The organism is Dysgonomonas sp. 511, from assembly GCF_010501105.1.
Taxonomy (GTDB): Bacteria; Bacteroidota; Bacteroidia; order Bacteroidales; family Dysgonomonadaceae; genus Dysgonomonas.
In genome coordinates, this window is record NZ_QVMQ01000022.1 from 89722 (window position 1) to 112757 (window position 23036).

Below are 23036 nucleotides of genomic sequence, written 5' to 3' on the forward strand. Positions count from 1 at the left end.
ACATTCCTGAACTGGTGAACACACTAACAATAAAGATGAATGAAAAAGGAATAGAAGGAAATTTTGAAAGCTTCGAAAAAAATATAGATGAAGTACAAATTTTTTATAAAAACTATTTTACGACTTATTCCCAAGATGAACAGGATATTCTGCAACAAGCATTTTGGGCTTTTTGTGCCAAATTATTAATGGATAAGCTTGGAGGAGAATTAGTTTTAGGAACTAAAACTGATTATGGGACAGGAACACCAATATATATAAATTATGGGAATCTCTATGATAAAAAAGGTAAGAAAAAATGGATGGGGATAACTTTTGACACTTGGTTTGAAAAGTTTACATTTGGAAAATCTCATACAACATTACAGATTATAATAACAGGCATATTAGAGCAATATGGATAATGGTAACCTTAAAAAACAAAAAAGAACTAAATGATTTCATTGAAAAGATTCCGTATTATATAGACTTTCTTATAAAAGAATTAAACGAGAAGGGAATAAGCGGTGATTATATTTATTTTGAAAAAAATATAGATGAAGTACAAAAATTTTTCAGACAGAATTTTTTCAGTTATTCAGAAGAAAAGCAGGATATTATTAGATTAGGATTTTGGGCTTTTTTTAATAAATTATTAATGGACAATCTAGGAGGAGAATTAATTATTACTCCAAAAAATGTATATGGATCAGGAACGCCAATGCTAATTAATTACGGCAATTTGTATGATAAAAAAGGAAAGAAAAAATGGAATGGTATCCCAGTGGATTCTTGGTTAAACACCATTTTATTAGATAAATTTCTAGGAACACTACAATCTACTGTAACTTATATCATTAACAAGTATTCTAATGGTAATATTAAAGAATAAAAAAGAACTAAATGATTTCATTGAAAACATTCCTGAGTTGGTAGATATACTAATAAGAAAGATGAATGAAAAAGGAATAGAAGGAAATTTTGAAAGCTTCGAAAAAAATATAGATGAAGTACAAAGTTTTTATAAAAACTATTTTACGACTTATTCCCAAGATGAACAGGATATTCTGCAACAAGCATTTTGGGCTTTTTTTGCCAAATTATTAATGGATAAGCTTGGAGGAGAACTAGTTTTAGGAACTAAAACTGATTATGGGACAGGAACACCAATATATATAAATTATGGGAATCTCTATGATAAAAAAGGTAAAAAAAAATGGATGGGGATAACTTTTGACACTTGGTTTGAAAAGTTTACATTTGGAAAATCTCATACAACATTACAGATTATAATAACAGGCATATTAGAGCAATATGGATAATGGTAACCTTAAAAAACAAAAAAGAACTAAATGATTTCATTGAAAAGATTCCGTATTATATAGACTTTCTGATAAAAGAATTAAATGAGAAGGGAATAAGTGGTGATTATATTTATTTTGAAAAAAATATAGATGAAGTACAAAAAATTTTCAGACAGAATTTTTTCAGTTATTCAGAAGAAAAGCAAAATATTTTACAACAAGCATTTTGGGCTTTTTGTATTAAGGTTCTTATGGATAAATTAGGAGGCGAAATAATTATCGCTCCAAAAAATGATTATACACCTTATACTCCACTATTGGTAAATTATGGTAACTTATATAATATAAAAGGTAAGAAAAGTTGGGTTAGTATTAGTTTTGATTCTTGGTTTAACTCATCAACCATTCGGACTCATTTTAAAACATTACAAGAAATGATAGAAGGTATTCTTGAAAAATATGGTAACACTGAAGAACAAAAAAGAACTAAATGATTTTATTGAAAACATTCCTGAACTGGTGAACACACTAACAATAAAGATGAATGAAAAAGGAATAGAAGGAAATTTTGAAAGCTTCGAAAAAAATATAGATGAAGTACAAAAAAAATTCAGACAGAATTTTTTCAGTTATTCAGAAGAAAAGCAAAATATTTTAAAGCGGCATGAGTACACAAGCATCTATAGACCTCTTCTTCGGGAAAGAATTTGATTTAAAATCCCTATTAGAAGATTTATTTAGAAACAAATGGAGTTTCAATGATTTTGGAGGAATTAGTTTTATGATTAATAATAGTCATGATTGGGAAAAAGTGAGTCTTGAACATTTTGACTTCGTTCAAAAAAATATAGAGAAAAGTTTGATTGAGAATAGTATTTCTGGTATTGCGTTGATTAACAAAAAAAATAGATTCAGGTGGATTGTTTTTGTTCCCTTCAAAATATAGAATTTCTATTATTCTAAATATTAATCGATTAAAAATAAAAAACACAGAAATTACAGATTATAGTTCATATTTGAAAGGATTAAGTAATGTGTTGAATAAATATCAGTGTTCCTTTAAATGTGAAGAAGTGATTTAAATAAAATTGAATATAAAAATATTACAATTAAACGATAGTCCCACCCACGACTCAAAACTAGGAAAAACGATCATTGACGTATTGAGACAACATAAACGCAATACCCCTGCATGGTTTACAATTCCATGTTAGTAAGCGTTGGAGCTTGGCAGGGGACAGAAAGGTAACATTCAGAGTGTAACTTTCACCTATTACTTTATCTATATCGTACAGAATGTAAGAGATTTACAAAGGGAAAGTAACAGAATAAAAAAACGTGTAAGATGTGTTACATGTGTTACTTTTTAATAGTATAAGGGCTAACAATGAATCAATTAACATTTTAGACTACCCTGCACGACCGCAGAATGGATTGAAAGACAAAAACAAGCCTGTCGAGGAGTTGGCTGATGATTTTAATAAAGTGGTATCAGACTCAGTCCAAAGCAAATACAAACCACTAAATGAAGATATTCAAAAGATACTGGATTATTATAATAGTGCGGAATTTGCAGAGGAATTTAGTAAAGAATTGGTTGAATATCAGGAAAAAATAGAGAGTGGGGAGATGAACGAGACACTCCTTGCCGATGCTACTAATGCTTTCTTTGTGAAGGGTATAGAAAAGGTGAAAGAACAAGATGCTGTATCAGCGATAAGCAAAGAGGGAATATATATAGAAGGAAAAGCACTCTATGCTATGACTGGAGGAAATGTTATAGAATTAGAAAATATTACAGTTTTACCTTCCTGCTATTTTGATAATAAGAATATCCTATACCGCTTCAAAACTTCGGATGGGAATATATGGGTCGCCGACATCTATATAGATCAAGTAAACCCTGTTATTTCCTCCTATGTGAATGAGAAAAACAACAAACAGGCATATCCCCAAAAATCCCGTTACCTGAAGAGCGGCGAACAGGTAATGAAGGTGAACTATAATAGCCAAACCGCTGAACTCACAATAAATAAAGTTACTTTCGGTACTGTTGATAATAAGGTCAGGGGAAGTGCGCATAGCGATATCTTTATCAACGCTAACAGCTATAATGATACGCAAGTTAAATCGAATGAACTTTACGTAAAAGTAAAAGTTGATAATCCTTGCGATGATGGCTTAAAACAGGTATTAACCGACCTGAGAGCAATTCAGAAAGCAGCTAAGGCAAACCAGTCTTTCGAACTGGAATATTCCGATAGGAATGGTAAGCTTAGGTTCTTTACATTAAAGAACAATGAACTGGTTGAGATAGAGAAGCCGCTGACCAACGATGCTATTCTGAATGGGACATGGTCGGACAACTCTGATACTAAAATCCGCTATACCCGTGTCGGGGGTGGGGTAATCCAGGTGAAAGCCATCGGTATTAAGAAAGGGATACAGCTTTCGGGCAAAGACCTGAACGCAAGGAAACTTTCGGAACATATAACGGAACAAACCAATAAGTATCTTAAAGATAATAATGTAACAGACTTTGGACAGAAGCCTAATCGTGTGGAAACAACGGAAGTGTTTGCCGATGGGAAAGGTATAACTATAGGAAAAAATAACGCATCTTACATAAGCATAATATCAGACGGTTTAGATATAACAGCAACGTTAGCTAAAACTGCCCGGATAAAACAGGATGTTTATCTAGATACTCCACAAAATGATATATCTTTCTCCTGTTCAGGAGTAGCAACAGGACCAATAGAGGCTTTAGCCAAAACCTGGACAGACGTAACCGAACCTGCAATTATGATTTTTGATGTCGTGGTCGACAAACAGGCAAGGGAAGATTTATACAATGGACTGAAACAGATAAAAGATGAAGTAAAAGAAGACCCATCCCAGTTATTCCCCATCTTAGGAGAGATAGTCATTGAGGAAGCGACTGGAAACACAAAAGAAGAGTGGTCTGAGTTGAACGATGGCAATACGGACAGCGGACGAATAAGCCATTTATCGACAAAAGGAGCGGTAAGGACTGTAACAGCTCTCTTTGCTTCAGGAAAACTCATAGCCATCGCTCCGAAAATGGCCGATAAGGTGGCCAAGAAGATGGGAAATGTGAAGAAATTAAAATCACAAATAGACGACTTATTCAATAAGTCAAAAGATCTTCCTGCCAGAAAAAAAGCCATGATAGACTTCTTTGATGGATTAGACCCTCAGTTTATTGATGAAATAATAGATATCGAGAATTTCGATCAGGTAGTAAAAGAGATGGCTCAGACATGGAAAAAATTTCATGGAGAAAAATTCATGTTTGAAAACTTACAAAATTCGAGACGTTCTCTTATAAAACAAATTGATAAATTTGAAGCAACTTTTGATGATTTAGGAAACTATGCCGCTGATATTACATTAAAAAATGGACGCAAACTGGAATATAAAAGTTGGAAGAAGTCTTCATTTGAAACATTACTCAAGGGAGATCAGGCTAAAAATCAGCTAAAGGCATATATTCGATCAGGTAATTTTGAATATGTTATTGATGCACAGAAATTGATAAAAGATGAAGTTGCTGATCCTACTAAATTTGTAAGGGAACAGTTTCAAGAAGTATTTAAAAAGAATAATTATCAAATATATGACGAATTAATAAAAGCACAAAAAACAACATTTTCAAAATATGGAATATACTCTAAAGCGGATTTTGTAAAAGAAATCAATAATTTGGATAGTAATTGGTATAAAATATTTAAAGTTGAATAAAATGAATTATTCTAATAGTATTTCTGATGTGAATTGCTTTTTATTAGAACATTCTTTATTATATATAAAAGAAAAAGTTCTATTTATAGATCAAGATAATATATTTATAAATTGCGAAGGATATAAAATAAGTAAATTTCTTGAAGATATCTTTATTGAATTTTTTTCGGATGATGGTTTTGAAAAAACAATTAAAATCTCAATTAATAACAAACACACACCTGTCTATTTATCATATTTACAGCGAGGTGAAATTACAAAAGAAGGGATCACTGTTTTTTTAAGCTATGATGAAAAATATAACACATTCTTAAATATTATCAATATAAAATTAGAGAACGTGGTATGGAAACAATTAAGATATACAAGGTACTTCTTTTTAATAAATGATCAATACATTCTTTTATATGGGGAAAATCAACTAATATGTGTTGATTTTGTAAAAAACGTACAAACAATAGACTTCTCCCTCTCTGACTTTCCTCCATATATCAATGGATTTGGACAAGAACAAGAAGTCGAAGTTATCCATGTTATGGGAATATATAAAAATATTCTATGGATACACATGGGAGATTTCCGGATTATTGGATTGGATATTGATACAGGAAAAATGGTTCATCATATAGAAGACCTTCGTATTCTTTTAGGACTAGGTCAAGAGGAAAAATATTATTTTAATTTTTCTCCTTTTGACAAATATAGTCTTCATTTAGATACTCAAAAAGGTTTATTAAAAGGTTTTGCTCATAGATTTTATATAGATATAGACTTAAATACCTTAACAGGAAAAGTAAAAAAAGATTTTGGAGAAATAACAAAAGAATCATGGCGTATTAAGAATAGTTTATTCTATCAGGAAGCGCCTAACCTTTTATATTTTTCCGGATCGTATAAAAGCATAGATAATCCAAATGCTTTTGGAATATTCGATACCCAAAAAGCTGAAATCGTATGGTATGAAACTTCAAAAGAAGAGGATCAATTCTTTTTCAATCCTCCTCAAGCAAATGATAAACTATTAGCGATATTAGATAGCAAACAGAATCTATTGATTTACGAAAAATAATAAAAGTCCCCCACGACTCAAAACTAGGAAAACGATCATTGACATACTGAGACAATATAAACGCAATACCCCTGCATGGTTTACAATTCCATGTTAGTAAGCGTTGGAGCTTAGCAGGGGACAAGATCGATATTGTAAGTTATCGCAAACAGAGCCACAAGCTTGTATTGGTGGAAGTGAATGGCTATAAGGCCAATAGGAGTACCGGGCAATCTTATTTGGATAAGGTGTATAATCCGGTTGGAGTAACATGGGAAGTAGACAGCAATCCGTTTAGCTACGAAGGCGACCTTAGCGATATGTTTAAGGAGGGCAGCAAGCTGCTGTCGGCATACAACGACAAGATGAAAGCCCTGCAAAATGCGTATAAGGAGAAGCACAGTGTGGAAAGCGGCACTACCTACCTCTTTATCTTAGGAAAGAGCGGAGGCTCGGAAGCAGGCTTTATGCCTCGTGGAAAACAATTCGGGTATATATTTACCGATAAGCTTTCTGAGGATAAGGTATGCCACAATATTGCACACGAACTGGGACATGGCAAGTGGAAATTGTCGCATACTTTCGACAGCACCTATGGCAGCGTATTCGGCGAAAAGGATACGGATAACCTGATGAGTTATTCGGGTGGCAACCATTTGGCTAAGTGGCAGTGGGATGTGATTAATGATCCGGCTTGGTTTAGCAATCCGTTGGATGGAGATGACAAGGGGGCATCAATATCCATTGATGCAGTTACCGAATCTGTGCATAATGCAGGGTTCACTATTAGCGGTCATAATTCTTTTATGACTCCTTCCGGGCAAATCATTACCCTGCCAACCGATTATGAGACTGTATCATTTACCTCCAGCTTCCCTAATTATATTCCAAATGGAGCTTTAACAAAATTCAAAATAAACGGTAAAACATGGTTAGGATATTATGATTCAAATTTTAAAGAGTTTCTGGGATATGTTGCCGAATCGGCATCCGATTCCGACAAGAAGGTATTCTATGAAGATATATATACAAAAGATTCTAAACCACAAGATGTTATATTGGGATTTGCCGACAATTGCCATATTATTTTGAAAAGTTATTCTGTAAAAGGAGTAAATTTACCAAAAGAGAGTAAAATAAAAGAAATGGATTATTTCAAAAAATTACGAGCCGATATTATAGGAAATCCTATCCTTGACGATGAAGCTTGCAGTGCAAATAGTAATAATTATCTGATAAATACTCTGGATGAATGCAGCAAAAAATCAATTACTATTAACAATCCGAAATATAGTGATACACCTTTAGATATTCCATACCGGCCCAAATGGTCGGATAAGCATCGGGATGCTAATGTCAATTTCTGGTATATGATAGACAGAGATGGCTATGCCGAAAACCCTGAACTATTGGGTGTAAAAAGGCCTGTATATGTAGCTATTAATTCGCCCATGACCCTAAATGCAAAACTCGATATTGTAACAAGTGGTTATAAGACCGAGTATACAGATGAGATATACCAAACAGGATTTATAACATATAAAGCACTGAAAAATGACAATTACGATTTGGAACATTATGTAGACGTTGTGCAAAAATGGAAAAACGTACATTACAAACCCACAACTGACCCTTCGCTGCAAGCAGTGGAAAACATAACGGCACTGGCAACTGCCATGATGAAAAATGGGACAATAAACCCAATGAAAGTATGCAAAATAGATAAAAATAAATTATATTCGGATGGCAACTTATATTATAATGGAGAAGAAATGAGTTATTACCTATTTGGATACATAGCCAATAAGTACCTCAATTTTGCCCATGTAACCTTTGGTCAGGCATTCGCTATGCAATACCTCAATGCTGCAAGTTATGACCCGACTACCGACCAAATGCTTGAAGATGTTCCATGGCTGATAAAGGCATTCAACAATGGCTGGGCAAAAGCAAATGGTTTGGATGCCGGATTCCTTACCGATGGACTGGGAATGGACGATGTTATTGAAGCTACGCTGTGGGTATATGCGGGAGGCGCAGCACGCAAGATAACAGTAAAGCTGGCAAAGAATGCACTTGCTACGGCTTATATAAATTGGCAAGTACAAATTCTTATCAGAATGATTTGTGATCACATGACTTTTGACGAAGCTGCAAAAAATATCGACTATCAGGATGTAGCCTGGTACGGACTTACTTCTATGCTTAGTAGTGATAAGGAGTTGATGGCTCTTAATTGTATTAGAGCAGGAGTAAATAGATTCCAGAAGACGAAAGAATTAGATATGACTTTAGTTCAAACTTGTGTAATTGAATTAATTCAATATAAAGGTCTTAAAAAATTATTTGGAGATGAAAAAAGTATATATGGGAAAAAAATTTATGAACTGTTGAAGAAGCGTAACCATAGCAAAAGCGAGTTGCTACGTCATATATGTATTGTTTTCAATTGTAATTCTGATAGAGCTCTGGAAATTCTAAGATTAATTCCAGATGTAGCTTTTAATACATTGGCTGATGAATCCAAAAAGTAAATTGATATGAGAAAAATTAAATGGGGGGATTTAGTTGTAACTATTGGATGTCTATTTATGATATATTGTTTTGTTTTTTTAAACACTCCAGAACAATATGCTAGTTTAGTACAACAACCCTACGGACAAGGCTCTGGATCAACCGGTTCTATGATATTCTATTTTGTTATGTATAAGATAGATCAATGGATTGGAAAGACAGGGGTTATTTGCTTCTTTTTATTACTTGCCCTATTTTTTCTATACCATTTCTTGAATGAGAATATGCCTAGTTTCAAAAATAGATATCGAGATTATAAAGAAACTGGTGATTGGAAAAAACTGTTAGGAAAATGAGAGTCTGAAACGTATAACTAAAAAATAATATATTTATCAACCATTTATTATTTCAAAAAAAATCCCCTTCCATTGCGTTTATGTTGTCCCAAACTAGTAAAATATTAAGATAGAAACTAACATAATGAACCTACACAAAACAAGACTACTCTTGCTGCTCTTCGTCTTACCCATAGCCATAACCTACGGACAAGACACCATCTCGGTAGCAGTAAGAACAAACATCCTGACTGATAAGATACAGTTGCGTTGGGCTGTCAGTACCCCATCGGCATGGTACTATACCAACAAGCATGGAATAACCATCGAGCGTTATACCCTTATGCGTGGTGACGGCACACTCGATATACCCGAGAAAGTCGTCCTCACCCCTACCCCATTGAAGCCACATCCGCTGGACGACTGGCAACAGATAGCTCAAAGTGATAACTATGCAGCTATCATCGCCCAATCACTCTATGGTGACGACTTCGAAGTGTCGGGCGGAAAGAAAGACATCGGCCAGATTATCGCCCTGTCGCAAGAACAGGAACAACGCTTTGCCATGTCGATGTTTGCCGCCGAGATGTCATTCCCTGCCGCCCTGTTTGCCGGATGGGGATATGAAGACACCACCGTAAAACCCGGAGAGAGGTATCTTTATCGTATAGTTCCGGTCAGTCCCGATGAAACGAAACATATAGAAACAGGAAGCGCTTATGTAGGTCTCGACGATTACCAGCCATTGCCACGCCCGTTAGACCTGAGTGCTATGTGGGGCAATGGTAATGTGATGGTTACATGGAACAGCCGCCTGCTCGAACGTTACTATAGTTCGTACTATATCGAACGGTCGGAAGACGGGAAAAAGTTCCGCCGCCTTACCGATGTACCATTGATAAATATGATGGATGGCGACCGTATGTTTTACAACGATTCCATAGCCAACAACAAGACATACTATTATCGGGTTGTCGGGTTGACTGCTTTCAGTCAGGAGGGACCTCTGTCTGATACTATTCAGGGACAAGGAAGCCCCAAACTTATCTACAACCCCAATATAATAAAAGCTATGCCCGATGATGAAGGAAAAGTTGAAGTCTCGTGGTTCTTTGATGAACATGGGAACGACCTGCTACAATCATTCGAATTGCGTAGAAGCGATACAGACAAAGGCCCATTTACTCCTATCGTTTCGGGAATAAAGCCTAATGAAAGGACTGCTATTTACGAAAAACCATTACCCGAAAACTACCTTGTAATAGCTGCAATACCAAAAGATGGAGAAGAAACCGTTTCGTTCCCATTCCTTCTGCAAATGGAAGATTCCATTCCCCCTGCCATTCCGGTAGGATTGGAAGGATATGTGGATACTACAGGAGTAGTACATCTTAAATGGACTGCAAATACAGAACCCGACTTGCTGGGCTATCGCATCTATCGCGGACAGACAGAAGGCGAAGAATTGATACCGCTGACAGACATTGCTGTAAAAGCAAATGAATATCAGGATTCTATTCATATCCACAATCTGAACCAAAAGGTGTATTATGCAATAACAGCATTAGATAGACGGTACAACCAGTCGGAATTATCCGAGACCCTAATTCTGGATAAACCGGACGTAATTCCACCATCTCCACCATTTATATCGAAGATAGAAGCCAGAGACGAAGGGGTGTACCTGGAATGGATTCCGGGCAAAGAACAACTTCGGTCATATATCATTTCGCGCAGCGACAAAACGACCGGTTACCGTGAGATGATTATGACAATTATCAATCTCGATTCGACCAGCTATCTGGATGCTTCGGCTGTAGGAAATACCAATTATGAGTATGACGTGGTGGCTGTGAGCAATAGTTTCTTAGAGTCTGCCCCATCACCTACTGCTGCTGTCAAGGCTAAAGCAAAGAATACGGGCATGTCAATAAAAAGCTTAAAGGCAAGCCGTACAGACAAAGGTATTCTGCTGAAATGGGAGCATACAGTTCCCGATGTAAAGATGGTGAGTATATACCGCAAAGAAGGAGGATCGCCTCTCTCTTTATGGAAAACACTCGAAATATGGGAGCGCGAAGTCTTAGACAATACAGCAAAACGCAACACAACCTATGAATACCTTTTGGTCATCAAAAACCAAAATGGGAAACCTGTTAATGCACAAACTAAAATTAATTGAGAATGAAGAGGATATATTTAGGATTTATATTCCTGTTTTCTATTTTATGCCCCATTATAGCTCAAGAATATGTAGTAAATATAAATTGCTACCTGAAAGCTGATGACCATAATATAGAAGGTAAAGCTTTTTATGTTCTTACTTTCTATAATGAGAAAAATGAGAAAGTCCATGAACATCGACGGACAATAACTACATATTATGGTGATAAAACATGGAATACATACAATAAACTGGTATTCCCTATAGAGAAGGCTTTTTCACGTGTAAGACTCTATGTAGAGCATTGGGACAGTACTACAAGCGGAGACAAACTAAGAGGGACTAAAGAAACTTTTCATAATACTCCCTTTTCTACGATGTATCCATGTGGCTCTTACGACAGTGGTTATACAAATTTAATTGGAAAAGATGATGATGGTAGTCGAATGACAATAAACATTCAACCATATTCAGATATGTATAAACTGGACATGGAATTACGCGGTTCTTCATACGGAAGAGTAAGTGGCATCACGTTCAAATATTTGGATAAATCGACACTTACAAGTAGTTTTTTCGAGACCGTTTATATTCCTGTCCAAAATCAACCAATAGAAGAAATATCTGTAAGATATAGACCTTACATTTTAGATAGAGATACAGTGTATATACGTAAATTAAACCCTGCCATATTCAGAAATGATACTGTTTGGATATTACAGACAGGCAGAAATGTGTTAAAAGTAAATTTCACCTACAAAGGCTTTACGCCATTAAAACAGGAAGACAAAAGTGGTTATCTGCCAATTGGAGATATTACCACTGTTTCCTCAGGAGAATTTCACAACCGCTTTACATGGCAATATTCAAAAGACCATATAAACTGGCTTCCGTTGCCTACCTCTTTTGGAACAGCCAGCGATGTCGTTTTGTCGGGAGAAGGAGTATTAGGCAATAACGCCATAGATTATATAGGCAGTAATGTTTATTTCAGAGGGATATATCCATGTCCGTCAGTAAATACAAAGACTGCAGACATACCACTAACTGTCACCCTCTCCGCCCCCCATATAGAATCAGTAAAACCCATATTAGAAACCTGTAATAATGCCGGAGATGGACAATTACTTTTGAAATTCGACAGGAAGCTTTATCCTAACGAAAATCTATATATTGCATTCAAAGACAGTATTTCCGGAAAGCTGAATATAAGGGAGGAAATTACAATAGCTGAAGACAGTACAGTTCTTTTATCCAACCTGTTAGCAGGAAAATACGATATTGGTTTATATGGAACATACAAATATGGAGCGAATAGGGAAGATACAATCAATACATATACACAAGGGAAGAAACATTCCTATCATGTTATTCTCCCCCAACGCCCCAAAGTCACCTACCAGATAGGCGAAACCCCCGTCCACTGCAACGATGGACGCGACGGGCGTATCTGGGTAGAAGCCAAAGGCGGAGTAGGCAAATACGATGCATACTTGTTTGCCAAAGGAAATATGCAGGACACTTTGCAGCATATCGTATTGAAAGAAGATATAAGAGACTATTTTACAGAATTGAAAACCGGCGATTATGTTGTCCACCTGCGTGACACAAACTTTTGTGAGCCTATCCATCCCGATTTATTCGAACAGGAAATAAAAGTAACCCAACCGGTGAAACCTGTACGGATATATGACTTCAAATACCAGGAACCTACCGGCTATGGACGTGCCAATGGTGAAGCATGGGCAAATATTGTAGGGGGAACAGGCAATTATACAATTGTATGGAAAGATTCGGCCGATATGGCCCGCGTACTTGTTCCCGAACCGCTGGAAGTTATAGGCGACAGCAGGCGTACCCTTTTGAAAGGATTGAAAAAAGGCAAATACTATCTGTATGTATATGACGACAATTACCCGCTAGTCAACCCTGCAACGGAGGAAAACCAGTGCGGATGTACAGCCATAGACTCTATCGCTGTAGACCAACCGCCAATGCTGCTTGTAGATATCGCTGAAAGACATTATGTGACTTGCCATGGCGACAACGACGGCATATTAGTCGCCCACGGAATAGGAGGACGACCATACAAACCGGGTGATAATAAATCTTTCCCTTACGATTATCAATGGTATAAAGTATCGAAAGAAGGTGCAATAGAACACACGTACAATGTAAACGACAGTATCTTGACCGATTTATATTCAGGATATTACAAAGTTAACATCACCGACCGCAACAAGATAGACACCACTTCATTGATATTCAATCTGGTGCAGCCCGATCCACTTGTAGTCACCGTTAAGACCAACCAGCATCTTCTGTGCGATGGCGACAATATAGGAGAAGTAGAAGCTGTAGTAACAGGTGGTACACCTCCCTATCAATACTTCTGGGAAACAGGAGAAACCACCCCGCTAATTTCGGGACTATCGCGAGGTATTTACTCTGTATTTGTCCGCGATGCCCGCTATCAGGATAGTCAGGTACATTTCTGTTCGGTTCAGGGGCATGCCGAGATTAAATCGCCAAATGGCATGGAAGTTGGGGCTACAATAAAAGAACCGACCTGCAATGCTTATTCTGATGGAGAAATAGCTCTTTCTGTCATTGGAGGAGTTGCACCTTATACTTACCTATGGGAAGACGGATCGACCAACCGAGACAGGACTGGCCTAACAAAAGGTACATTTAAAGTAACCATAACGGATGCAAACGGTTGTAGCCTGTCGGAAGAATATACATTGGAAGAACCAGAACCGTTGATCGTTAATATCGGACAAGATTTTACCCTTTGCAAAAACCAAACAATAAGCATAGATGGCACTATGGATTTTGCCGGAATGCAATATCAATGGACTAAAAACAACACCCCTATATCCACAGAAGCTATCTATGATATCAATTCAGCCGGAACTTATAAACTGGCCGTAACCAGCACCATAGGCTGTAAGGCTGAAAGTGAAATAAAGGTAGCTCAGTCGGACGACGAATTGGTTACAGACTTTGTTGTGGCTTCCAGAATACCGAATAATGTGAAAGTATATGCCGTAAACATTATACGCACAGGCTACGATAGAGTAGAATGGATATTGCCTGACGAAGCTCAGGTATGGGAGCAAACAGACGACAGGGTGCAATTCTCTATTTCCCAAAATGGCAGTTATACAGTCGGGCTTATCGGCAACAAGGGATTGTGTAAAGACATACTTTACAAAACGATAGAAGTAGTAGATAAAGGAGAGATTGAAGATTTTGATGAATCGGAACCATTCCTCAAGCGTTTTATCGTAACCCCCAACCCTAATGATGGTAACTTCAAAGTATCGGTAGAACTTGCTGCAGTAACAAACTACACCCTTTTACTCTACGATAATAATGGCACACTGGTAGAAAGTAAAAAGATAACCAACAGCTTGGGAGAAGACACTTCTTTCAATAACTCCAATCTGGGAACCGGAGTTTACTACCTGCGTTTTGTATCCAAAGAAATTACATCCGTATTTAAAATTATCATAAACTAAATCCTACTATGTTCACAGATAAAATACAAACTATATTATTATACATATCGGTATTATTGTGCTTTAGTTCCTGCTACAAGGAATCGCGTCTTCTTGTAAATGCCGACTTTCAGGCAACTATCGATGAAGATAACTATACTGCACCCGTAAAAGTATCGTTTGAAAATAATACGACAGGAGCAGACTTCTATCAATGGACCTTCGAAGGAGGGCAGCCCGAAACTTCAAATGAAAAAGAACCCGGAGATGTAATTTATAAGGGGGCCGGCACATACACCATTACCCTGGAAGCATGGAACGATCATGAGCGCGACCTGAAAGAATTTACCTTTACCGTCGACCCGTATGTGACTATGGCTTTCGATGCTGAGGTGCTTATCAACGATTTCGCTCCGGCAACAGTAAAGATAACCAATACAACAGAAGGTGCCGTTTCTTTCAAGTGGACATTTGAAGGAGGGCTGCCCGAAACTTCTGAAGAACAGCATCCGGGTGAAATACTTTTCGGCGAGGCCGGCGAACATAAAATAACTCTGGTTGCCAACAATGGACGGGAATCTTTTACCCTATCGAAAACGATAATTTTAGACAGTCCCCTTCTCGTGGATTTCGATATAGAACCCTCTTTCGACGACTTCGATTACGAAGCACCATTTACAGCTTCGCTGGTAAATAAAACACAAAGCGGTCTGACATATACCTGGGAGGTTTCTCCGTCGGGCAACATTCTCGAAAACACTGCAAAAAATACAGATGTCACTATCTTATCGGAGGGAACATATACGATAACATTGACAGCCGGAAATGAAAAAGAAACCAAGACTATAAGCAAGGAACTGGTGATAAAGCCCAACAAAAATTTATATACAGTAAAAGATGTAAAATTCGGAGTAAAAACAGCAGCGTCTACTGTCGGTTCATTTTTCTCGCTAAGGTACAGGCAGATTGTGGCAGAAAAACAACCGTTGGAAATAGACGGAAAAGATATTGATCTAGTATTCTATGCCATCAACCAGTCTTTCGAAAAATGCTATTTCACTTCGCCACATTTAGCTGCCAATTCGGGTTTTTATCCTATTGCCGGCGCACCACAAACATATATAGTCAATCTGCTGGAAACCTCACCGCTGTCTTTTACAGCAAGCCAATTTGATGCAATGACAGACGACCTGCCACTTAGGGCATTGGATATAAAATCGGCAGATGCCCCAACAGAATGGTTTATAGTAAACCCTGTACCACGCATCATCTTATTCGAAACAGCCGATGGACGCAAAGGCGCTATAAAAATCAAGGCATTTGTTTCCGAACAAAGCCTGTCATATATTTTGGCTGATATAAAATTCCAGAAAGAAAAAGCACAATAACCGACGAAGGACTAATGGTAAAGAAAACATTAAGCATATTGATATGCAGCCTGTGGGCAATATCCGGTATTGCCCAACAGGTTGATATAGAAAAAATCAGCAAGATAGGAGAAAATAAGCCTATCGCTATAAATGGGGGGCTTTCCCTAGGTAATGTGTTTTACAGTGGCAACCAGACTTCTGGCAGGCAAGACTGGACATACTACCTTAACGGGACGGTTAATTTCAATATATACGGACAACTGAACATACCCATTACTGTCAATCTGACCAACCTGGGAAAAGACTTATCGTATCCTTCCCTGCCCAACAGGTTGAGTATTCACCCTACTTATAAGTGGATAACCGGGCATATAGGCGATGTGTCTATGACTTTCTCTCCTTATACACTCAATGGACACCAGTTTACAGGAGCAGGCGTAGAACTGACGCCTCCGGGCAAATTCAAGGTAAGCGCTATGGGAGGACGCCTGTTGAAAAAAGTAGAATATGATTATGGCAATCCTTATATTATGCCCAACTATTCGCGTATTGGAGGCGGGGCAAAGGTGCAATACGATGATGCCAAGTTCTCGGTAGGCATGATATATTTTGGGGCAAAAGACCAGGAAAAAGAAGATATATATTATGTAATGGATAGTCTGGGGATCACTCCTGCTGAGAATAACGTATTCAGTTGGAATGCCAGCCTCAACTTCGTAAAAAACATGAACTTTACCGTAGAGTATGCTATCAGCCTGTTTACCAGAGACAAAAGAGCCCCAAAGGAAAGTTCGTTTTTTCTGGATAACATACTGGGGCGAAAGACATCTACTTCGGCTTACCATGCACTAAATGCAAGGCTCAACTACCAGATACACAAGAATACGATAGGGATAGGATATGAACGCATCGATCCCGAATACCACACGCTAGGCGCATATTATTTCAATAATGATTATGAAAATATCACATTGAATTTTGCCCGTCCTTTTCTTAAAGACGATAAAGCCAATATTGCTGTAAGCTTCGGTGTGCAACGCGACGACCTGGATAATACGAAAGAAGAATCATCCGACAGGTACGTAGGTTCGGTAAACCTCAATTACAACCCTACAGAAGATTTACAGATGTCGCTTAACTTCTCTACTTTCCAAAGCTACAGGAATGTAAAATCGCAGTTCGACTATATCAATGAAGTGTCTCCATACGATAATATGGATACGCTGCAATTCTCACAATTGTCTCAAAACCTCGATTTTTCAGCCATGTACACTTTCAAAAAAACAGAGAAGCAAAACCAGCGTCTTAACCTGCTAGTCAGCTATCAGGAGTCGGCTGACAGGCAAGGAAAAATATCGCTGCCGGGAGGTGTTTCCCGTTTTGTTAATTCTGCTTTAGGTTACGGGTTGCAACTGATACCGCAGGGCATAAATATAACCTCTTCGCTAAACGCTTCGTATAGCTACGGAGCTGCGACAGAATCATATACAATAGGCCCTATGGTTGGGGCCACGGCTTCATTCTTGAAAAAGAGCCTGACGACTGGATTTTCTACAGCATACAATATCAATATGGATGGCGGAGACATCCGGGCACGAGTTTTCAACCTCCGGCTTAATGCTGCTTACAGGATGAAGAAAAAGCACAGCCTCAATGCAAATATGGTATGGCAGAATAGGAATATTACAGATAAGAGTAAAAAAGACGCTATTACGACTACTGTTTCGTATGCGTATAGTTTTTAGGGGAATGTATTAAACACAAAGAAGGTGTCCTTACTTACTTTTGGGACACCTTCTCTTTCTATTCTGTTTTATTTTCTACTTCTTATGCTTCTGCATTAGGTACTACAGATACATACGACCTGTTGTCTTTCTTTCTACGGAAAACAACAGTACCGTCTATCAACGCAAACAAAGTATGGTCTTTACCCATTCCCACGTTGTTGCCAGGGTGATGAGTTGTACCTCTTTGGCGCACGATGATATTTCCGGCTTTTACTATTTCGCCACCGAATGTTTTAACGCCTAATCGTTTACTTTCCGATTCACGGCCGTTTTTCGAACTACCTACACCTTTCTTATGTGCCATTTTCTTCTGTTTTTAACTGATTAAGCAATAATTTCTTTTACTACGATTTCAGAGAATTGTTGGCGGTGACCGTTTAGTTTACGGTATCCTTTTCTTCTCTTTTTGTGGAATATAAGCACTTTGTCTCCTTTTACTTGAGATATTACTTCTACTACCACTTTTGCGCCTTCTACTGTAGGTGCTCCTACTGTTACTGCGCCGTCTTTGTCTACTAGCAAGACTTTCTCGAACTCTACTTTAGAGCCATTTTCTGCATTGATTCTGTGAACGAACAATTTTTGGTCTTTTTCTACCTTCATTTGTTGTCCCTGAATGTCTACAATTACGTACATCTGTTTATATTTTTACAGGTTATGTGCCTGAGGCGAACCGTTTTATCTCCGGTTACTTGTTGGCCTATTGGCAATCGGGTGGCAAAGATAATAAAATCTTGCGATATTTTCAAATTTTTTATTAGGGTTTATTTGGCGTTTCTACAATGGTAAGTACACCTTCCATAGCTACAGGTGTTGGGCCTGCATATCCTACTTCTTCTGCCATTATCACAATCCACGAATAACTAATATCCAGAGTAGAGGTCATAGTGCCAGGGCCAAAACTATATGCATATGCAGGATAGCCAAGCCTTTGGTCGTTTACAGTCAGTATTCCCTCGCCGGGACCTTCTTCGTAAGAGTCTATTCTTTCCCAACCTATACCGGTTTCTTTGTTTGTCGACGTCACAACGATAGTACCTACTCCGGGCATAGTGGAATGGGGTTTTATTACACGTTTCAGCGTATTTGTTTTTATGTTGTATCCAAACAGGTTGTTAAGCCTTTCGTCCAGTTCGGGGTAGTTTGTCTTTATTGTACGCTGGGTGGTGTACCATGTACCCTGAAATGTAGACGGAGTTGGCAGCTCAGGGGTCGGGATATCGCCATCGTCGTCGCTGCCGCAAGATATAAAGGTGCTTGCTATAAGAAGCAGGGATATGATAAAAATGTTCTTGTTCATAATCTACTGTGGGTTTTGTTTTGTAAATGTTTGCGCAAAGATACAATATAAATTTTATTTTGCCGAAAAGCTTATTGCCTTTAACCCTTGCTGTTATACTATCATCTGGGTCTTTTTATTTTCTACGCCCTGCACATACCCGTCGAAGAAAAAGGGTATATTGTCTTCGCTTCCGTTTTCGAACCGTCCTTTTACTTTGTCGTAGGCCAATAGCGACATTTCAAATTCGGGCTGCCCTGTAACCAGTATCGGCTGGTCGAGTTTGTCGTACCAAAAGTATCTCCCTCCAAAGTTGCGGCGTGCCACTTCGAAGATGTACGACCCTATTTTTACGATCATCTTTCGTTTCGTATCATCGTCTGCCTGATTGTAAAATGTCGTATTCTCTTCTATTATGCTGTCGATTGTATGCAGGCTGCCTATGCTGAAATCGAGGTTCTCGTCGTCGAATTGCCTGACCAGTGCATTTGCGTTAAACTCCATATTCTGGGTGAAAACAGCAAGGTCTTCATCCTTTTGTCCTTCATTGGTTTTCTTTTTCTTGAAAAAATCGAATAGTCCCATCTTGTTTTATTTAAAGTCTGTTTATTTTTTTTACAATGTGCTGATAAGATCGCGCTGCTCGTTGAAAAAATTGATGCGTTCTATTTCCCCGCTTTCGGATATGAGGGTCGACAACCTTTTTTGCGACTCTATCCAACTTTTCAGTTTGCAGAAAATACTGGTATCCAACGATGTGGCGGCATCTAACGTAAACACATTTATCAGGCTGAGTTTGAGGTTTTCTGTTGACAGGTAACTGTATGTGCATTCGAAATTTATAGGCGAAAGATAAAACTGTACCTTTTGCCCGCTGTCGAACTGTCCTTTTATGGCTATCGACTCCAGTTTATCTACAAACCGGAAGAGTTCTTCCTTTAGCATGAGTACATCTTTTTCGGAAATGTAGCGTATGCGTGCAAAATATTTGATTTGGGTCGTCAGGTAATGGAATATCAGATGATCCCATATATAATATGTATATTTTATTTGGAATGCCTCTTCCAGATAGCGTTGTTGTATATCGTACATCCGTGGTGTGATGCCAATATCATCCAGCGATCTTACGTTTCTTATCCCTTGTGTCTGGTATAGCCACTTCAGGTTGTAGAATTTGGTAAGTCCCTTAAAGCCCAAATACAAAGTCTGCGGAAATATATTGGTAGACGATCCGGTTTCGGTATGCGAATCGTTGCGCGACTTATGCAATATATCTACAAATAGTTCGAGGGGTTTGTAGTCGGTTTCCTGCGGGTCGATAAACCTGGTCGAATTTAGTAGGAAATGCTTGCTTTCCTGCCGATTAGATCTTATTATGGTGTCGAGCGAGATATTGAGGTGGGTTGCTAATATTGCAGCCTCATCGAGCGTAAACGGCACTTCCCCCCTCAGTCGGCGGTATGCGGCTTCTTTGCCTATATCCAATACGTCTATCAGCAATGTGGATATACTGGCCTTAGCCGGCAACTGATTCTTTATGGCCTCTATTATTTGAAAATGTAGTGAAGTGGTCTTCATCTTATATTTTTGCAAAAGTAAAAGGTTTGCACAAAAAAATCTTATAAAATGAAAACCTGGTCAATGTTTTTATAGATATTTAGCAACTGTTAGTAAATATTGGACGCGCTTTTATTCTTTCAGCAGCTTGTCGAGAAAATCATCAAACTGGCGGTCGAATTTTTCCATCATCCCTTCATCAAACTTCACGATAGAATCTTCGTTGATAAGTAACAGTTCTTCGACAACGATAAAGTTTTCGTCCGAATAGTTCACCGAAAATGGTTTGTATATATCCAATATATCAAACTTGTCTTCATCGTCGAGTTGTTTGGAGACATCCCTTAGTACGGATATAACTTCGCTGTCGCCGAGCTCGTCCATTTTATCTACCCAGTTGAAGACCACGATGTCGGCTACTTTATTTTCCTCATCATCGTAGAAGGTTACTTCTCCGCTCTCTTTGTCTACAGTAATAAAAATATCTGTAAGCGAACTCCCCTTGTAATCGTTGTTCAATGAGTCGATTGCTTGCAGGAACGTATCCTTTATAAGCGTTGTTGTATCCCTGTTTCCTGCTGTCCCCATATTAATCTATATTACTGGTTTATAATTAGTAACTGTTTAAATTATTGTCATGTACTATAAAAATCAAAACAGTTATTCACAAAGTTAAGAAAAAATACAAGACGCGAGAATGCTGGCAGAAATTAAACAGCCAAAAAGGTTTTTTATATATCGAAATCGAGTATATACCCGTCTTTGCTTAATGTATTGTGTATCCGTATTTCGGCATTCTGCTGCACCAGCGAATAGGGTACTACGCTTTTTGTCAGCCAGGCATTACCTCCGATGATAGAGTCGTGCCCTACTACTGTTTTGCCACCGAGTATGGTTGCCCCCGCATATATCACCACATTGTCTTCTATGGTAGGGTGGCGTTTTTCGTTACTCAGGCTTTTGGTTACAAACAGTGCGCCAAGCGTAACCCCCTGGTATATTTTCACATTGTCGCCTATTACGGTAGTTTCGCCTATTACGATGCCTGTGCCGTGGTCTATATAGAACGAATGACCTATCTGCGCTCCGGGGTTGATATCGATGCCTACCTTGCTATGCGCATATTCGGAAAACAGCCGCGGAATAATGGGGGTGTCCATCTTATGCAGTTCGTGCGATATGCGGTGTACCACCTGTGCAAAGAATCCGGGATAGGTGAGTATTACTTCCTCGATGGACTTTGCGGCAGGGTCGTTTTCGAAATATACGGCAGCCTCGCGGTAAAGCCTGTCTTGCAACTCAGGTAGGCCGGAGATAAATTTATCCACCATTTCTTCAGCCTGTTGCCTGTTGAGCAGGGCTGTTATGTTTTCTACCAATACCGAATAGAAATAATATAGTTTTTTTTCTCTCGATTTCTCCTGATCGCATATAGGAAACAACACACGGTGGATAAGTGTATTGAGTGCATCTTCGAGTTCGATCCTGTTTATCGGCAAGTGTTTCGACTCGGCTCTTAGTTTATTCGCTATTTGGTAGATATTAGTCATAAAAATAGGCTTTGAGAGAAACAAATGTAAGAATTAAAACGGATATACCGAAAAAAGAGTTTCTATATGGCCGGCATATACATTCAGTATCCCGTCACCAGCAATCCTCTAGCACCTTTTATCCCACATTTCTGATATTTGTTGTAAGCTGTGGCTGCCGCTTCGCGTACTGCCGCCGCGCTGGCCCCGTTGATATAGGAGGCAATAGCATCGTGTATCGTATAAGCTTCGGGGCTCATCAGGTGGGTAGACCAAAGCAACGGATTGGCTCCGGCAGCTTTCAGGTAGGGAGCGAAATACCGCTTGCTGTAGCAGGCAAGGATTATGGCATCGCGTTTCTTGCCATCGCTGTTTTTGTATGTTTCTGCCAGGTTGAAGTCCATCAACCCGTTGTGCCCGATGTATGCTACCAGTTGTGCATTTCCGTTAATCCCGATACTCTTGTTGTTTATCACAATGGTATCTTTCATGCTGCCGGCACACGATTTGAGGAAGTCTATCGTACAGTTGCTAATGAAGCGTCCGTCGTAGGCATCGGCCACCAGATAATAATTCTTGGTCTTGTGTTTGAATACGATCCTTTCGAGACGGATATCATCTACCTTCTCTCTTTTTACTTCTTTCCAACTGGCACTCTTCTTAAAATATGTGCGTATGCCGTAGCCACATCCCCAATACAGGTTGGTATGAGGGTCTTGCCCGTTGCCTATACCTTTTGGTACTTTTACTATGCCTTGATATTGGTTGTCGCAAAGGGCTACCAGTATGTGTATGGTTTTTGCCTCCTGCGAAAAGAGAAATAGAGATTGGAGAAGAAGAAAGCCAAAGGTAAGGAGTCGCGTAATCATGGTGTTCTGTTTTCTTAAATTTACTAGAGTGAG

General features: G+C 38.5%; 21 protein-coding genes. 13 read left to right on the forward strand and 8 right to left on the reverse strand.

Annotated features, from left to right (window positions below; all coding sequences use genetic code 11):
• The 13 genes from D0T57_RS10850 to D0T57_RS10910 form a co-directional block, all read left to right on the forward strand.
• The coding region (locus tag D0T57_RS10850; protein WP_221412303.1) for a hypothetical protein at window positions 1-404 on the forward strand (404 nt) is incomplete at its 5' end.
• A complete protein-coding gene (locus D0T57_RS10855) occupies window positions 404-871 on the forward strand; it encodes a hypothetical protein (RefSeq protein ID WP_163273515.1) in 468 nt (155 codons plus the stop codon). The genes D0T57_RS10850 and D0T57_RS10855, both read left to right, overlap by 1 nt.
• A complete protein-coding gene (locus tag D0T57_RS10860; protein WP_163273516.1) occupies window positions 852-1301 on the forward strand; it encodes a hypothetical protein in 450 nt (149 codons plus the stop codon). The genes D0T57_RS10855 and D0T57_RS10860 overlap by 20 nt, the downstream gene beginning before the upstream one ends.
• Complete coding sequence (locus tag D0T57_RS10865; protein ID WP_163273517.1) at window positions 1301-1777, forward strand: hypothetical protein; 477 nt, start codon at window positions 1301-1303, stop codon at window positions 1775-1777. Before D0T57_RS10860 ends, D0T57_RS10865 begins: the two co-directional genes overlap by 1 nt.
• Before the next feature lie 170 nt (window positions 1778-1947).
• A complete protein-coding gene (locus D0T57_RS10870) occupies window positions 1948-2229 on the forward strand; it encodes a hypothetical protein (protein WP_163273518.1) in 282 nt (93 codons plus the stop codon).
• Between the two features lie 488 nt (window positions 2230-2717).
• Complete coding sequence (locus tag D0T57_RS10875; protein WP_163273519.1) at window positions 2718-5048, forward strand: hypothetical protein; 2331 nt, start codon at window positions 2718-2720, stop codon at window positions 5046-5048.
• Window position 5049: 1 nt separating this feature from the next.
• The gene (locus tag D0T57_RS10880; RefSeq protein WP_163273520.1) at window positions 5050-6117 is read left to right on the forward strand and encodes a hypothetical protein; all 1068 of its coding nucleotides are present in this window, start codon (window positions 5050-5052) and stop codon (window positions 6115-6117) included.
• A gap of 170 nt (window positions 6118-6287) precedes the next feature.
• Window positions 6288-8630, forward strand: coding sequence for a hypothetical protein (locus tag D0T57_RS10885; protein ID WP_163273521.1), 2343 nt, complete (start codon window positions 6288-6290; stop codon window positions 8628-8630).
• 6 nt (window positions 8631-8636) lie between these two features.
• A complete protein-coding gene (locus tag D0T57_RS10890; protein WP_163273522.1) occupies window positions 8637-8966 on the forward strand; it encodes a hypothetical protein in 330 nt (109 codons plus the stop codon).
• Between the two features lie 124 nt (window positions 8967-9090).
• Window positions 9091-11127, forward strand: a complete 2037-nt coding sequence (locus D0T57_RS10895; RefSeq protein ID WP_163273523.1) for a fibronectin type III domain-containing protein — start codon at window positions 9091-9093, stop codon at window positions 11125-11127.
• Window positions 11128-11129: 2 nt separating this feature from the next.
• A complete protein-coding gene (locus D0T57_RS10900; protein WP_163273524.1) occupies window positions 11130-14633 on the forward strand; it encodes a T9SS type A sorting domain-containing protein in 3504 nt (1167 codons plus the stop codon).
• A gap of 8 nt (window positions 14634-14641) precedes the next feature.
• Window positions 14642-16000 (forward strand): PKD domain-containing protein, encoded by a 1359-nt coding sequence (locus D0T57_RS10905; protein WP_163273525.1) that lies wholly within the window; start codon window positions 14642-14644, stop codon window positions 15998-16000.
• Window positions 16001-16014: 14 nt separating this feature from the next.
• Entirely contained in the window at window positions 16015-17727 is a 1713-nt protein-coding gene (locus tag D0T57_RS10910; RefSeq protein ID WP_163273526.1) for a hypothetical protein, read from the forward strand.
• Between the two features lie 82 nt (window positions 17728-17809).
• Here the strand turns inward: D0T57_RS10910 and rpmA are convergent, their stop codons facing one another.
• From rpmA to D0T57_RS10950, 8 genes are all read right to left on the reverse strand, one after another.
• On the reverse strand, window positions 17810-18073 hold the full coding sequence (gene rpmA / locus D0T57_RS10915) for a 50S ribosomal protein L27 (protein ID WP_163273527.1): 264 nt from the start codon (window positions 18071-18073) through the stop codon (window positions 17810-17812).
• A gap of 20 nt (window positions 18074-18093) precedes the next feature.
• Entirely contained in the window at window positions 18094-18405 is a 312-nt protein-coding gene (gene rplU / locus D0T57_RS10920) for a 50S ribosomal protein L21 (protein ID WP_163273528.1), read from the reverse strand.
• Between the two features lie 121 nt (window positions 18406-18526).
• Entirely contained in the window at window positions 18527-19069 is a 543-nt protein-coding gene (locus tag D0T57_RS10925; RefSeq protein ID WP_163273529.1) for a hypothetical protein, read from the reverse strand.
• A gap of 93 nt (window positions 19070-19162) precedes the next feature.
• Window positions 19163-19633, reverse strand: coding sequence for a hypothetical protein (locus D0T57_RS10930; RefSeq protein WP_163273530.1), 471 nt, complete (start codon window positions 19631-19633; stop codon window positions 19163-19165).
• 30 nt (window positions 19634-19663) lie between these two features.
• Window positions 19664-20626 carry a helix-turn-helix domain-containing protein gene (locus D0T57_RS10935; RefSeq protein WP_163273531.1) on the reverse strand — a complete coding sequence of 321 codons (963 nt, stop codon included), beginning with the start codon at window positions 20624-20626 and terminating at the stop codon, window positions 19664-19666.
• A 111-nt stretch (window positions 20627-20737) separates the two neighbouring features.
• Complete coding sequence (locus tag D0T57_RS10940; protein WP_163273532.1) at window positions 20738-21193, reverse strand: hypothetical protein; 456 nt, start codon at window positions 21191-21193, stop codon at window positions 20738-20740.
• 143 nt (window positions 21194-21336) lie between these two features.
• Window positions 21337-22155 (reverse strand): serine O-acetyltransferase EpsC, encoded by an 819-nt coding sequence (gene epsC / locus D0T57_RS10945; RefSeq protein ID WP_163273533.1) that lies wholly within the window; start codon window positions 22153-22155, stop codon window positions 21337-21339.
• Between the two features lie 83 nt (window positions 22156-22238).
• The gene (locus D0T57_RS10950; protein ID WP_163273534.1) at window positions 22239-23003 is read right to left on the reverse strand and encodes a hypothetical protein; all 765 of its coding nucleotides are present in this window, start codon (window positions 23001-23003) and stop codon (window positions 22239-22241) included.
• Window positions 23004-23036 lie beyond the last annotated feature (33 nt).

Excerpts from the sequence above, each read along its gene's own strand:
- D0T57_RS10940 (WP_163273532.1), bottom strand. The coding sequence starts at position 21,193 with ATGGGGACAGCAGGAAACAGGGATACAACAACGCTTATAAAGGATACG.
- D0T57_RS10865 (WP_163273517.1), top strand. The coding sequence starts at position 1,301 with ATGGTAACCTTAAAAAACAAAAAAGAACTAAATGATTTCATTGAAAAG.
- rpmA (WP_163273527.1), bottom strand. The coding sequence starts at position 18,073 with ATGGCACATAAGAAAGGTGTAGGTAGTTCGAAAAACGGCCGTGAATCG.
- D0T57_RS10910 (WP_163273526.1), top strand. The coding sequence starts at position 16,015 with ATGGTAAAGAAAACATTAAGCATATTGATATGCAGCCTGTGGGCAATA.
- D0T57_RS10895 (WP_163273523.1), top strand. The coding sequence starts at position 9,091 with ATGAACCTACACAAAACAAGACTACTCTTGCTGCTCTTCGTCTTACCC.
- epsC (WP_163273533.1), bottom strand. The coding sequence starts at position 22,155 with ATGACTAATATCTACCAAATAGCGAATAAACTAAGAGCCGAGTCGAAA.
- D0T57_RS10930 (WP_163273530.1), bottom strand. The coding sequence starts at position 19,633 with ATGGGACTATTCGATTTTTTCAAGAAAAAGAAAACCAATGAAGGACAA.
- D0T57_RS10860 (WP_163273516.1), top strand. The coding sequence starts at position 852 with ATGGTAATATTAAAGAATAAAAAAGAACTAAATGATTTCATTGAAAAC.
- rplU (WP_163273528.1), bottom strand. The coding sequence starts at position 18,405 with ATGTACGTAATTGTAGACATTCAGGGACAACAAATGAAGGTAGAAAAA.
- D0T57_RS10935 (WP_163273531.1), bottom strand. The coding sequence starts at position 20,626 with ATGAAGACCACTTCACTACATTTTCAAATAATAGAGGCCATAAAGAAT.
- D0T57_RS10880 (WP_163273520.1), top strand. The coding sequence starts at position 5,050 with ATGAATTATTCTAATAGTATTTCTGATGTGAATTGCTTTTTATTAGAA.
- D0T57_RS10950 (WP_163273534.1), bottom strand. The coding sequence starts at position 23,003 with ATGATTACGCGACTCCTTACCTTTGGCTTTCTTCTTCTCCAATCTCTA.
- D0T57_RS10890 (WP_163273522.1), top strand. The coding sequence starts at position 8,637 with ATGAGAAAAATTAAATGGGGGGATTTAGTTGTAACTATTGGATGTCTA.
- D0T57_RS10870 (WP_163273518.1), top strand. The coding sequence starts at position 1,948 with ATGAGTACACAAGCATCTATAGACCTCTTCTTCGGGAAAGAATTTGAT.
- D0T57_RS10855 (WP_163273515.1), top strand. The coding sequence starts at position 404 with ATGGTAACCTTAAAAAACAAAAAAGAACTAAATGATTTCATTGAAAAG.
- D0T57_RS10900 (WP_163273524.1), top strand. The coding sequence starts at position 11,130 with ATGAAGAGGATATATTTAGGATTTATATTCCTGTTTTCTATTTTATGC.
- D0T57_RS10905 (WP_163273525.1), top strand. The coding sequence starts at position 14,642 with ATGTTCACAGATAAAATACAAACTATATTATTATACATATCGGTATTA.
- D0T57_RS10925 (WP_163273529.1), bottom strand. The coding sequence starts at position 19,069 with ATGAACAAGAACATTTTTATCATATCCCTGCTTCTTATAGCAAGCACC.